Raw genomic sequence first — 12,024 nt, forward strand, 5'->3', positions numbered from 1 at the left:
CGCCGACTTGCATTGGAGCGCGCTTATCTGGATGCATTGGCCGGGATGCCGGAAGAAACCGCACCGTCGCCGGAAATCCGCATGCTGGTAGTCGAAGCACTCACGGCAGTCAGCCGTGTACTCGATGGCTTGTCGCCACGCGTGCGCGATATTTTTTTGCTGTCGCAACTCGATGGATTGACCTATGCCGAAATCGGTTCGCAGTTCGAGATGTCAGTCAATGCCGTACAAAAATCAATGATCCGCGCTTTTCAACACTGCTATGCAGCCGTCTACGCACCGCAATAAGTATTCATTCCATGTCCTCTCACACGCTCTTCGCTCCACGGTCAGACACTGGCGATCACATCGATCCGGCCATCGTCAAACAGGCGATAGTCTGGCTGGTTACGCTGCAATCGGGTGCCGTGAACGAAGCAGACAGGCATGCATGTGCTGCGTGGCGCAATGCTGACGCAAAGCATGAGCAAGCCTGGCAACGGTTGAATACACTAGGGCACGATTTGCGCAGTAGCGGCAATCATGTCGCATCGCCACTGCTGCGTTCCGTATTGCGCAGCACCGATGGCAACACGCGTCGTATGGTCTTGCGATCGCTGGTAGGCTTTGGTGTCATAGCTGGCAGCACGGTTGCCATCCGCAAACAAGCTGTATGGCAAACCGCAACTGCAGATCATCACACCGCTACCGGCGAACAACGCAACATCGTGCTGGCAGACGGCACACGCATCATGCTTAATACGGCAACAGCAATCGACGTACGCTTCGACGATCATCTGCGCCAGATCGTGTTACTTCGTGGCGAGATCATGGTGACGACGGCAAAAGACACCGCCAGCAGACCGTTTGAAGTTGCGACCGACAATGGCAGCATTCGTCCTGTCGGCACGCGCTTCACGGTCCGACACAATGTTGTTGATAGCACTTCCACCACCGTCGTGGCGGTGATGGAAGGTGCAGTCAACATTGCTGCAACCAGCGGCGATGCAGTACGCGTCAACGCCGGCGAACAAACCCGGTTCACTGCATTGTCCGTTCTGACACCATTTGTTTTGGATGACAGCATCGCTGCATGGACCGACGGCGTGCTGGTAGTGGAACGAATGCGACTGGCCGACTTCCTCAACGAACTCGACCGCTATCGCAAAGGTGTACTGCGCTGCGATCCCGCAGTTGCCGACTTATTGGTCAGCGGCTCTTTTCCTCTGCATGACACCGACGCGGTGCTGGATTTATTGAGCGAAACCTTACCCTTGCAAATCAGTCACCTGACACGCTACTGGACCACCGTCAGCAAAAAGACTTGAAGCGTTGCGGAAATAAATTATTCACGTAATCAAGTAAGCAACAAGAAAAAATATTTTCAAATACGAAGGCAGGTTTCCATAACTCGTGCATCAACAGGAATAGAGGCGCTGCAAACAAAGGCAACGCCGCATTTCCAGCCCGATACGAAAAGGAACCAAGATGCCACACCAGTTCAAGCACGATGCAAGCATGCATCGTCAACCACCGATGACCATCACACCGATCGCACATGCCGCACGCCTCGCGCTGTGCAGCGCGCTGCTGGTCGGTACTGCCGCCTTCGTGCCTGCATTAGCGCAAAGCACACCGGATGCATCTGTTAGAACAGAAGCTGCCCGTCAATACAACATCCCTGCTGGCTCGCTGGATCAGGTGCTCGGCCGGTTTGGCCGCGAAGCTGGTGCACTGGTTGCGATCGATCCTGAACTGACGGCAGGCCTGCAAAGTTCCGGTCTCAAAGGCAGTTATTCGGTAAACGGCGGCCTGGATGCGATTCTTGGCACACACCGTTTGGAAGCTGTGTCAGGTACTAATGGTGGTTATCGTCTACGTCGCGTCGCGCCTGGTGTCAGTACCCTGCCGGCAGTGAACGTTTCTGCTGTAGCGTCAACTGATTTAGAACCGGCCTACGCTGGCGGACAAGTAGCACGTGGCGGCAGCTTGGGTCTACTGGGCACACAGAACGCGATGGATGTGCCATTCAGCACAACCAACTACACGTCTGAACTTTTAGAAAACCAACAGGTTCGCACGCTAGCCGACGTCGTGGTCAATGACGCCTCAGTGCGCATGAGTACCGGCGGCACCGGCTTCGATGACACCTTCCAGATCCGTGGCTTTGCGGTCAGCGCCACCGACGTCGGCCTCAATGGACTGTACGGCTTGATCTCGCAAAATCGTGTGCCGGCGCAACTCGTCGAACGCGTCGAGATCCTTAAGGGACCGGGCGCGCTGATCAACGGTATCGCACCAAGCGGCAGTGTCGGTGGAGGCATCAACATTGTTAGCAAACGTGCTGGCGATGATCCACTCACGCGCGTGACCGCTACGTATACCGGCAGCTCCAATTTCGGCCTGGGGCTGGATATGAGTCGTCGCTTCGGCGCAGACAAGGCATGGGGTGTCCGCTTCAACGGACTGGTGCGCGACGGCGAGGCCACAATCGACAGTGGCAACCAGCAAACCGGCCTGGCCGCGCTAGGCATAGATTATCGGGGCAGCCGCTTGCGCTGGTCGCTGGACGCTATCGCCCAGCATGACGACACGGACAACTTCCGTCCACAGATCAGTCTTGATACAGGCCTCTCTGCTATCCCTGCACCACCGGACGCTCGTTCGAACTTCTACCCCGGCACGACGCTGGTACAAAAGGACTCGACCATTGCCACCCGTCTTGAGTACGACATCACAGACTCACTGACCGCCTACGCCGGCATCGGTTATCGCGATGGTTCAAACGACCAGGTGTTTCCACGCTCCACCGCTGCCGTCAATGCGGCTGGCAATTTTACGGTTAGTAACAACTACTACGACTCGTACACCAAGACAACCAGCGGCAATGCCGGCTTGCGCTGGCGTTTCAATACGGCTGACATCGGGCACACCCTCACGGCTGCTGTGACTGAAATGCAGCAAGAAGCGGGCAGTGCCTACATTACCGGCAATTCAACCGCATCCAATATCTACAATCCGGCGCCGCTTCCTTCTATCACGGCAGCACGTACTTCACCGCTTAAAACATCAGACACCACGCTCAGCAGCTTCGCGCTCGCGGATACACTGTCCTTCATGAACGACCGCCTGTTGGTCACACTCGGCGCACGCAACCAGACCGTGGAAGTACAAAGCTTCAACGCGACGGGTGCAAAGACAAGCACCTATGACAAGAGCGCAGTCTCGCCGCTCGCAGGCATAGTATTCAAGCCTATGGACAACGTTTCGGTGTACGGCAACTACACCGAAGGCCTCACTCGCGGCGCCTTCGTATCGATGACGGGCGGCTATGCGAATCCCGGCGAAGCACTGGCGCCATTTAAATCTGAACAATACGAAGCCGGCGTAAAGGTGGACTGGGGCCGTATTACCACCACGGCCGCTATCTATCAGATTGCGCGCCCGAACGCGCAAGTCGACACAGCGACCAACATCTATGGTTACTTCGGCGAACAGCGTAATCGTGGCCTCGAACTGTCGGCCTATGGCGAACTGCAACGCGGCCTGCGGGGCATGGCGAGTGTGGCTTTCGTCGACCCCAAGCTGACAAAGACACCCAATGGTGTAAATCAGGGAAAAGACGCAGCGGGCGTGCCCGATACTACGGCCAGCGCTGGCCTCGATTGGGATGCGCCTTGGGCTGCCGGTCTATCGCTTAATGGACGCATAATCTACACTTCAGGGGCCTACTTGACCGCTGCCAACACCCAGAAATTTGACGGCTGGACCCGCTACGACGTCGGCGCCCGTTACCGCACCTCGGTAGCCGGCAAAGATGTGGTGTTGCGCGCTAACATCGAAAACCTGCTAGACAAGAACTACTGGCTCACAACAGGTACTTATGTGACCGTCGGTTCACCACGTACCTTCGTATTGTCGGCGTCGATAGACTTCTAACGCCTTTTACGATCTCTGCGCTCAAACCTTGAGCCGTTACGTTTTACTTAAGCAACGGCTCAAGGCATGGTTAGCCACGTAAGTGCATACCCACTTTGCGCAGAAAGCATTAAGGAAGAAAGCCATCTTCTTCACCAGGACTGGTGTCATGAAGATAAGTAAAATGACCTGATACTGCGTCTTTCATGCGGATTATTGGGCGCCCTTACAATACACATTTGCTTCTTTGGGAAAACTGGCAATGACCAATACCTCACCTCCGCGCAGCAACTTCTGGTTTGTCTGGCGCACGCCTATCATCCTGGCACTACTCACGGTATTCGGCTTGCTCGCAGCACTGCTGGCAACAGGTATATGGCATGGACTTGCCTGGCTTGCCCTGGCGACGCCCGTACTGGTGGGCATCTGGTTCAGCCTGCGGTCCTGTCGCAAATAAAAACAGCCGGCTCGCCAGTCACGGATACAGGCATCCGAAATGCAACTTTCATTGTGCATTTAACTGCGTTGTTTTTACAAGGATGCATTCTGAAATGCGTCGACGCTGCCTGAAACGCTCGCTATACTCCATGGTAGTTTCATTGCGGCAATAATCATCCCTTTCATTCCGGCTGAAGTCTCACGCATCCTTACTCTGCGTCGACAAATGCCCCCTGCCATTCAATTCTGGCAGGAACGGTCTTGATCGAAAAACCTGCCACGCAAACCCATCACTTTCCATGGAAGAATCATGTTGAAAAATATCTCCATCAAGTTTCGTCTGGTCCTGACGATGACGTTCATGGGCATCATGCTCATCATCGGCGGTGCAATGGGCGTCTTCGGCGTGCAAACCACCAATAACACTCTGCAGAACATCTACACGAACCAGATGCCTTCATCCGATGCGATCCACGTCATGATGACGCGCCTGCTGCAGGCCCGCGCCGCGCTCAATCGCGTCGCGATGCGGCCGCACGAAGCCAGCGCGGAACCTACCATCAAGCGCGCAGAAAATTTCTATCTGCAATCCGAGGAAGCGTGGAAAAAATACCTGGCGCTGCCGATAGGAAGTCCCGAAGAGAAAAATCTGGCCGATGAAGTGACCGCCAAGCGGGCGCTGTATCTGAAGGAAGGCGAGCAGGCTTTGATTAGCGCACTGCGCGCCGGACGCACCGAAGAAGCCGAAGAGATACTCATAGAAAAAATGTCGCCGCTGTTCCAGGCATTGCTCAAGAGCTCAGACGCGCTGGTTGATCTGCAAGTGAAAGATGCTGCGGCCGGATATGAGGCCAGCCAGACCCTGTTCAAGAACTTCCGCATAGCCGCCATTGCCGGCGTTTTAATCGGTCTGATTGCGGTGGCAATTTATGCCTTCTTCCTGATCCGCGCCATTACTGGGCCGCTGCAGGAAATGCTGCGCCATTTCGATGCCATTGCATCGGGTGACCTGACCAGCAAGATAGAAATCAAATCCAGAAACGAGATGGGCACCCTGATGCTCGGCCTGCAGAAAATGCAGCAGCGCCTGACGGACACGGTATCCAAGGTACGCGAAGGCAGCACCGCCATAGGCAGCGCCACCACGGAAATCGCGGCCGGCAATCTGGATCTGTCCAGCCGCACCGAACAACAGGCAGCTTCATTGGAAGAAACCGCTTCCTCGATGGAAGAACTGACTTCGACCGTCAAGCAGAATGCCGACAATGCACGCCAGGCAAACCAGCTGGCTGTATCCGCCTCCGCGGTTGCCGTCAAGGGCGGCGCCGTAGTGTCCGATGTGGTCGATACGATGGATGCGATCAACACCTCAGCCAAGAAAATCGTCGACATCATCGGCGTCATCGACGGCATCGCTTTCCAGACCAATATCCTTGCACTCAACGCCGCAGTCGAAGCGGCCCGTGCCGGCGAACAGGGCCGCGGCTTTGCGGTGGTAGCGAGCGAAGTCAGGAGCTTGGCGCAACGCTCGGCTGCCGCAGCAAAGGAAATCAAGTCCCTGATCGATGACTCGGTCGACAAGGTTGATACCGGCAGCAAGCTGGTTGCACAGGCAGGCACGACGATGACTGAAGTAGTCGACAGCGTCAAACACGTGACCGACATCATGGGTGAAATCCTGGCCGCCAGCCAGGAACAAAGCTCCGGCATCGAGCAGGTCAACCGGGCGATCAGCCAAATGGATGAAGTGACACAGCAAAATGCCGCGCTGGTCGAGGAAGCCGCCGCCGCTGCCGCATCGCTGCGGGATCAGGCCAGCAATCTGTCTGCCGTGGTCAGCGTATTCAAGCTGCAAGGCCATCAAGCCGAGTTCCAGAGCATTAATGTACAGCCGCGTCCTAAAACCTTGCCCGGCAATCCAGCCAAACCGGCGGCCAAACGCGCGCTGGCTGCGCCGGCAAAAGTCGCCAGTGCCGGCAAGACGACAGAAGATGAGTGGGAACAATTCTGATTCGACTGCCATGCATGCAAGCCGAACAAAAAAAATCCGCCGCGGCGGATTTTTTATTGGCGATACAGATGCGAGTGCAACAGCCGTGACAGCCCTTGCACCCGAAGTTTAATCAAATCAAATGGTCCAGCATGTCCGGGCCAAACACTTCCCTGTGCAGGCGATGCACGGGCACACCGCGCTCCACGAGTTCTGCCCATTGTGCCTGCATGAACGGCAGCGGGCCGCACATGTACACCTTGGTGTTGGCCAAATCCCATTGCGGCAATTTCTCCATTTGCATGCGGCCGGCCAGGCTGGCTTCATTATCCTGCTTCGCTTCTTCATAAAACGTCACGCTGTGCAGGTTGGGCATGTGCGCCACGGCCTTGGCGATATCGGCACGGTGCGGATGGTGTTGCGCATTGCGAGCCGCATGCGCAAATATGACGCGACGCTGCGGTGCCACCCTGGCAATCCGGTTCAAGGCTGAAATCATAGGCGTGATGCCTACGCCGGCAGACAGCAGGACAATCGCTCCATCGCCATCTGTATCCGGCACAAAATCGCCAAACGGCTGGCTGACAGGCACGATGCTGCCGACCTTGAGATTGTCATGCAGCCAGTTCGACACCATGCCGGCCGGCGTTTCCGCACCAGCGACTTCACGCTTGACCGAAATGCGCAAGTGTTGATGATCGGGGGCATCGGACAAACTGTATTGACGCAACTGACGCAAGCCATCCGGCAAATGCACAGCCACACTCACGTATTGGCCCGGACGGAACGAAGGCGCGGCCCCGCCTGCTACCGGCACCAGGCTGAACGAAGTGACTTGCTCGCTTTCGATCTCGATCGCCGTCACGCGCATGTCGAATAAATCGCCTGCCTGCACACCGGCGTCTGCATACAATCTGTTTTCTTCAGCGATCAAGGCCTGCGCCAGCAGTCCATAGGCTTCTGCCCACGCATCCAGCAGTGCCGGCGTCGCTGCATCGCCCAGCACCTGCTTGATCGCTGCAAGCAGGTGCTCACCTACGATGGGGTAATGCGCCGCCGTCACGCCCAGCGACACATGCTTGTGCACGATGCGCGAAATGACCGGCGCCAGTGCAGCCTGATTGTCTATATTGGCGGCATATGCAAATACGGCCGAGGCGAGTGATTGCTGTTGCGAGCCGTTGGCCTGGTTGCCGGCGTTGAAAATATTGTGCAGTTGCGGATGGGATGCAAACAGGTTCTTGTAAAAAACCTGGGTGATGGCCAGGCCATGCTCGCGCAAGACAGGCACGCTGGCATCGATGTAGGGACGGGATTGTTCAGATAACATTCAGACTCCTATGTAGCATATTAAATGCAACTTATAGATTATAAAAAAGGACCCGAAGGTCCCCTCGATTTCATCTGAATCACGCTTATGCTGCGGCGCGATCCATTAAAAAAGTACGGTGCATGTTGATGATCTGCTCACCGGCATTGCCACCCACAATATCCGCCAGCGTGTACTGATTCATTGCTGAATAAAACGCTTCCACGCCCACTTTCAATGCATTGCGCAACAGGCAGTCACCGGATAGCCGACAACCTATGCCCACGCAATCGACCATTTCCGTATCGCCTTCCAGCACGCGCAATACCGTGCCTATGCGCAGCGTATCGGCGCTGTTGGCAAGACGTATGCCTCCATTGCGACCGCGCACGGCATCTATCCAGCCCATTTTTGCCAGCGCACCCACGACCTTGACCAAGTGATTGTGCGGCACTTCGAATTGCATTGCCACTTCGGCAACCGTCACCGATGGGCTGCGTGTTTCGCGCGCAAGATACATCAGCACGCGCAATCCGATATCTGAAAACCGGGTTAGTTTCATAAGATATTGCACTCCAGTGGCGCTATTTTATATAACATGCATTTCAAAAGCAACATATATACTGCCCAGTTTATTTAATAGAAAAACATCAGCTTCGCGCAATACACAGCATACCCGTATGCATCAACAGGACAATGAAAATTGTGAATGCTAGAATGCGCACACCATCTGTATTAAGGAAACATCATGCTGTTAGGCTTTATTGGACTTTTCATCGTGTACGCATTGTCACACTACTGGATCACGATGAACAAGCGCGACTTTTTCGCGACGGTGCTGGTGATCGTGTTGCCGTTTGTCGGCGTCTATTATCTGGGCTGGATGGCCTTGCTGTATTGCCTGCTGTCGGCCTACATAGGAACCAAGGCAGGATTGAAAAAGCTGCAACGCAAACGCACCCTGCGCGTCTCTTTCTATGAAGATGGCGACGAAGAGAAAAAATGAAACCGGCAGCGATGCATGGCCACCATGCGTCGCTGCAAAACATTTCTGCCCTTCATACTAGACAAACACGACGACCCGATTGCGGCCGCTGCTTTTTGCCTCATATAGCGCCTCGTCAGCGCGCTTGATCGTTTCATCCATGCCGGTTTCAGTGAAGCGATAACGCGAGATGCCGCAACTCACCGTGAGCGCCAGCACCTGGCCATTCACTTCGAATGTACGTTCCATGATATTGCTGCGCAAGCGCTCCGCCAGCTGCCTGGCTGCATGCTCATCGGTATCGGGAAACGCGACGATGAATTCTTCTCCGCCGAAGCGTGCAAACACATCGTCGGCGCGCAGGATTTCCTTGCAGGCGGCAGTCAGCAATTGCAAGACCTTGTCGCCGGTCGGATGTCCGTAGACATCGTTGATACGCTTGAAATAATCGACGTCTATCATCATGATCGACAAGGCATAGCCGGGATGATTGACCGCATTAGCCAGCTTGCCGACCACATCGAGAAAATAGCGCCGGTTGTATGCGCCGGTCAGTGAATCGGTGATCGACACGATGCGCAAGTCTTCACTGAGCGCTTCCAGTTCCTTGTGCTGCTGCTCCAGCGCCTGATGTGCATCCTGCAATGCGCGACGGGAACGCTCGCGCTCACCGATGCGGCTGCGCGTCTCCAGCAAATACATCATCGCCAGCAGGAACAGGCCCAGCATCACGACGGTCAATACTGCGAAACGCAGCGCCGCCAGGTTCACCGGCTTCATCGGCACAAAGACGTGCACCATCCATGGCGAGCCGGGGAACTGTCCGGACCGCATCAGGTATTGCGTCCACTGATTATCCTCAGCACTCGCATCCGCTTGTGCGATGTTGATGATTTTTTCATCTGAATCGAGCGTCTTCTTCAAGCTGGCCGGCAATACGGATTTCAATACCCCTTCGTACTGGCGCGTACTCTTCACCTTTTTCTCCGCCTCTGCACTGAGGGGAACGATGGGACGGTATTTCCAGCTTTCCAGCGTGCTCAGAAAAGCAATGCCGTTTTCATCGGTCACGCTCACTTCCGCATCATTCGTATGCTGTATGAAATCCAGCTTATCCATGTTGATCTTGATCGCCAGGACACCCAGCACCACGCCATCTTTTTTCACCGCGCTGGAAAGGTAATAGCCGGGCACCAGGCTGATCGTCCCCATCGCATAGAATTTCCCGACGCCGTCCTTGAGGGCATCCTGAAAATACGGTCGGTAGCTGTAGTTGTGCCCGATGAAGGTCTTTTGTTCCTGCCAGTTGCTGGCGGCTATCGTCAGTCCGGTGTGGTCTATCAAATAAACGACAGCCAGTCTGGCGTCAGTGTTGAGTTGCTGCAGGAAGAGGTTACCGGCATGTACCGTTGCAGGATTGTGCTTGTCCAGCAGGATTTGTATGGTGCTCGGATGGGCTGCGATGATGCCGGGCAGATAGCTGTATTTTCCTGCCGGCGCCAGCAGGTTCGCGCTGACGACACTCAAGCGCGTCTCGGCTTCGTCGCGCAGAGTTTGAACACCTTGATGGTGCTTCCATTCATACGCGATATAGCCCGCCCAGGCCATGATCATGGCGACGATAAGCGTATTACGTATATTGATAAGCAGTTTGCTTGCCATGGCAGCATCATTAAAAAAGAAAATCCGTGCTCGTCACGATGGCGGAAAACAGCCAGCTAGCCACGGCGACCCGAAAAATACAGGTACTGAATCCAGTGGACGGGGACATCCTGATTGCGCGGCAGATACTAACACCGCCCTTTGCGGCGCAGAAATATCACGTTGTATCCGCGCCACGCAGGCGGCGCAGGCTGGCATATTCAGATCCAGCGCCAGCAAAGATAGGCAAAGACCAGCCAGAGCGCCACGATGATGGCAGCGCCGATATAACTTTGCGGCTTGCTACCCTGCACCGTCATCCAGTCGTCAGCCTGCGCGCGGCACAAGGCAACAACATGCGACGGCAGCAAGCGCACGGCCAGCCAGATCATGGCCGGCAGCAGTAAGGCATCGTCTACATAACCCAGTATCGGCACAAAATCCGGCACCAGATCGATCGGGCTCAAGGCATACAGCACGGCCAGCACGCAAATGACTTTTGCCAGCAGCGGCGTGTCCGGATGCCGGCGCGCAAACCACAGCATGACTGCATCGCGCTTGATGCGCCTGGCCCAGTTCTTTATTGCTTCATTCATCAGCATCCTGCGGTTGCGATTGGAAAGTTTATTCAAGGCTGGAATGCTTATAATGATTCCAGCGCTTCCATTACCCTGCATGCGGAAGATATTCCCGCCACATGCATGCCTACATTATTCCTGCCGCCCAGGAGAAAAACAAACCATGCCTGTCTCGCTCGATCACTTACTGGTAGTTGGTATTTCATCCCGTGCGCTGTTCGATCTGGAGACTGAAGAAGCCATTTTCCGCACGCAAGGCCTGGAAAAATATCGTCAGCATCAACTCGACAATGAAGCCGAAATCCTGAAACTCGGCTCCGGTTTTGCGCTCGTGCGCGCACTGCTCAAGTTGAATGCACTGACACCTGACCAGCGCTTTGTCGAAGTCGTCATCATGTCGCGCAATTCCAGCGAAACGTCGATGCGTATCTTCAATTCGATCAAGCATTACGAGCTTGATATTACACGCGCGGTGCTGTCCGGCGGTGCGTCGCTGGCGCCATATCTGCAAGCCTTCAACGTCAGCCTGTTCCTGTCGCTGCACGAAGATGACGTGCAAGCCGGGATAGATTCGGGCGTGGCGTCCGCATTACTTTATCAAAAGCCGGTGAATGCGTATGAAGAACTGGACCAGATCCGCATTGCCTTCGATGGCGATGCAGTGATTTTCTCTGATGAATCGGAACTGATCTATCAGACGCAGGGGATAGAAGCCTTCGAAAACCACGAACGCGAAAATGCATTGAAGCCCTTGCCCGAGGGACCATTTGCGCGCCTGCTGAAGGCTTTGTCCTTCATCCAGAACAACTTCAAGCATGCCGATGGTCGTACCGCGCCTATCCGCACTGCACTCGTGACGGCGCGCTCGTCACCGGCGCATGAACGCGTGATCCGCACCTTGCGCGCATGGGATGTGACGATAGATGAAACCTTCTTCATGGGCGGCGTGGCGAAATCGGATGTGCTGGCGGCATTCAAGCCGCATATGTTTTTCGATGATCAGCACGGCCATTGCGATCGCGCATCGCCACTGGTGCAAACCGGCCGCGTGCCCTTGCGCGGCGAAACCCGGAACAGCGGAACACACCGTGCATAAAAAAAGCCGCTCCGGGATAAGGAGCGGCTTTTTTATTTACTGCAGTTCCTATCGTTGCGCTACCGCATCCGCCACGCACAAGGCGGTCAT

Annotated in this window: 11 protein-coding genes; 7 read left to right on the plus strand and 4 right to left on the minus strand. The window is 55.3% G+C overall.

The window, feature by feature from the left end:
- The 5 genes from Q7T06_RS02830 to Q7T06_RS02850 all read left to right on the plus strand — a co-directional run.
- Nucleotides 1-288 (plus strand): sigma factor-like helix-turn-helix DNA-binding protein (locus Q7T06_RS02830; RefSeq protein WP_304779827.1); only part of this gene is annotated, 288 nt, incomplete at its 5' end.
- A gap of 11 nt (nucleotides 289-299) precedes the next feature.
- A complete protein-coding gene (locus Q7T06_RS02835; protein WP_304779829.1) occupies nucleotides 300-1,307 on the plus strand; it encodes a FecR domain-containing protein in 1,008 nt (335 codons plus the stop codon).
- Between the two features lie 160 nt (nucleotides 1,308-1,467).
- Nucleotides 1,468-3,918 (plus strand): TonB-dependent receptor, encoded by a 2,451-nt coding sequence (locus tag Q7T06_RS02840; protein ID WP_304779831.1) that lies wholly within the window; start codon nucleotides 1,468-1,470, stop codon nucleotides 3,916-3,918.
- Nucleotides 3,919-4,159: 241 nt separating this feature from the next.
- Nucleotides 4,160-4,354, plus strand: a complete 195-nt coding sequence (locus Q7T06_RS02845; protein ID WP_304779833.1) for a hypothetical protein — start codon at nucleotides 4,160-4,162, stop codon at nucleotides 4,352-4,354.
- A 291-nt stretch (nucleotides 4,355-4,645) separates the two neighbouring features.
- The gene (locus tag Q7T06_RS02850) at nucleotides 4,646-6,346 is read left to right on the plus strand and encodes a methyl-accepting chemotaxis protein (protein WP_304779835.1); all 1,701 of its coding nucleotides are present in this window, start codon (nucleotides 4,646-4,648) and stop codon (nucleotides 6,344-6,346) included.
- Nucleotides 6,347-6,458: 112 nt separating this feature from the next.
- Here the strand turns inward: Q7T06_RS02850 and hmpA are convergent, their stop codons facing one another.
- A complete protein-coding gene (hmpA, locus tag Q7T06_RS02855) occupies nucleotides 6,459-7,655 on the minus strand; it encodes an NO-inducible flavohemoprotein (RefSeq protein WP_304779837.1) in 1,197 nt (398 codons plus the stop codon).
- An 85-nt stretch (nucleotides 7,656-7,740) separates the two neighbouring features.
- The gene (locus Q7T06_RS02860) at nucleotides 7,741-8,196 is read right to left on the minus strand and encodes an Rrf2 family transcriptional regulator (protein ID WP_304779839.1); all 456 of its coding nucleotides are present in this window, start codon (nucleotides 8,194-8,196) and stop codon (nucleotides 7,741-7,743) included.
- A gap of 186 nt (nucleotides 8,197-8,382) precedes the next feature.
- Here Q7T06_RS02860 and Q7T06_RS02865 point away from each other — a divergent pair, with 186 nt between their 5' ends.
- Nucleotides 8,383-8,640 carry a hypothetical protein gene (locus tag Q7T06_RS02865; protein ID WP_304779841.1) on the plus strand — a complete coding sequence of 86 codons (258 nt, stop codon included), beginning with the start codon at nucleotides 8,383-8,385 and terminating at the stop codon, nucleotides 8,638-8,640.
- A 57-nt stretch (nucleotides 8,641-8,697) separates the two neighbouring features.
- Here Q7T06_RS02865 and Q7T06_RS02870 read toward each other — a convergent pair whose 3' ends face one another.
- Complete coding sequence (locus Q7T06_RS02870; protein ID WP_304779845.1) at nucleotides 8,698-10,281, minus strand: sensor domain-containing diguanylate cyclase; 1,584 nt, start codon at nucleotides 10,279-10,281, stop codon at nucleotides 8,698-8,700.
- 200 nt (nucleotides 10,282-10,481) lie between these two features.
- Nucleotides 10,482-10,862, minus strand: a complete 381-nt coding sequence (locus Q7T06_RS02875) for a YkvA family protein (RefSeq protein ID WP_304779851.1) — start codon at nucleotides 10,860-10,862, stop codon at nucleotides 10,482-10,484.
- Nucleotides 10,863-11,001: 139 nt separating this feature from the next.
- Here Q7T06_RS02875 and Q7T06_RS02880 point away from each other — a divergent pair, with 139 nt between their 5' ends.
- On the plus strand, nucleotides 11,002-11,934 hold the full coding sequence (locus Q7T06_RS02880) for a 5'-nucleotidase (RefSeq protein WP_304779849.1): 933 nt from the start codon (nucleotides 11,002-11,004) through the stop codon (nucleotides 11,932-11,934).
- Nucleotides 11,935-12,024 lie beyond the last annotated feature (90 nt).

The organism is Herminiimonas sp. (assembly GCF_030645555.1).
Classification (GTDB): Bacteria; Pseudomonadota; Gammaproteobacteria; order Burkholderiales; family Burkholderiaceae_D; genus Oxalicibacterium.